The organism is Pseudomonas sp. P4_C3, from assembly GCF_056402075.1.
In genome coordinates this window covers 1-1,168 of the sequence record NZ_JBFUIC010000648.1, presented here as the reverse complement: position 1 = coordinate 1,168, position 1,168 = coordinate 1, and the positions used below count along the sequence as shown (strand labels likewise).

At 54.4% G+C, this 1,168-nt stretch carries 1 protein-coding gene; it reads left to right on the top strand.

Annotation, left to right across the window (positions count from 1 at the left end; all coding sequences use genetic code 11):
• Positions 1–8: 8 nt before the first annotated feature.
• Positions 9–1,139, top strand: a complete 1,131-nt coding sequence (locus AC1DVH_RS31475) for a M20 aminoacylase family protein (protein WP_477757072.1) — start codon at positions 9–11, stop codon at positions 1,137–1,139.
• The last annotated feature ends 29 nt before the right edge of the window (positions 1,140–1,168 follow it).

Genomic DNA, 1,168 nt, shown 5'->3' with positions numbered 1-1,168 from the left:
AAGCTGAAATGATTGAGTTGCGCCGTCAGCTTCATGCTTATCCGGAGCTCAGCCTTAAGGAGTTCAAAACCTCAGATCTGGTTGCTGCCAAGCTCGAGTCGTGGGGGTTTGAGGTGCATCGTGGCTTTGGGGGGACTGGTGTTGTAGGGCGTTTGCAGCAAGGTTGTGGAAGTAAGGTCATTGGTATTCGGGCAGATATGGATGCACTGCCGATTCAGGAGCAGACCGGATTGCCTTATGCGAGCCAGCATCCAGGCGCCATGCATGCCTGTGGTCATGACGGCCATACTGCAATGCTGCTGGCTGCCGCGCAGCACCTAGCCAACAGCCGGCAGTTCGACGGTACGCTGGTGGTCATCTTTCAGCCCGCCGAAGAAAGCGATGGGGGCGCTCAGAAAATGCTGGATGATGGTCTCCTGGAGCGATTTCCCTGTAATGCGTTGTTCGGTATGCACAACATGCCTGGGTTGCCAGTAGGGAAGTTGGGTTTTCGGGCCGGACCGTTCATGGCCTCCACCGATACGGTTGAAATTCGAATTGATGGTACGGGCGGGCATGGCGGAATGCCACATAAAGCCATTGACCCCATACTTACTGGAGGGGTAATTGTCATGGCTCTGCAGAGTATTGTGTCGCGCAATACGGATCCTCTGGAGACGGCGGTGATCACTGTGGGCTCCTTTCATTCTGGTGAGGCGCCCAATGTCATTCCGGGGCATGCAGTACTCCAACTATGTGTGCGCGCCTTGAAGCCTAACGTTCGTGCCGACCTTCTCAAGCGGATTGTCCAGGTTGCCCAAGCTCAGGCGCTTAGCTTCGGTGCCAGTGTCAGTGTGGAGGTTGATAGGGAAGAATCATTGCCACCCTTGATCAATGATCCTCAGCTTACTGCGTTTGCCCGACAGGTCGCTGTTGATTGGTTGGGTGAAGAGGGGGTGATTCAAGACATGGCACCTATTGCTGCCAGTGAAGATTTTGCAGTGATGCTTGAGCATTGTCCTGGCAGCTATCTCTTTATCGGTAATGGTGATGGGGAAGGGGGGTGCATGGTGCATAACCCTGGGTACGACTTCAACGATGACTGCCTGGGGACGGGGGCTAGTTACTGGGTTCGGTTAGTTGAACAGTTTCTGGTGTGAGTTGGTTGAGATCAGGTGCAGTACTTACC

Coding starts and splice junctions, on each gene's coding strand:
- AC1DVH_RS31475 (WP_477757072.1), top strand. CDS start 9: ATGATTGAGTTGCGCCGTCAGCTTCATGCTTATCCGGAGCTCAGCCTT.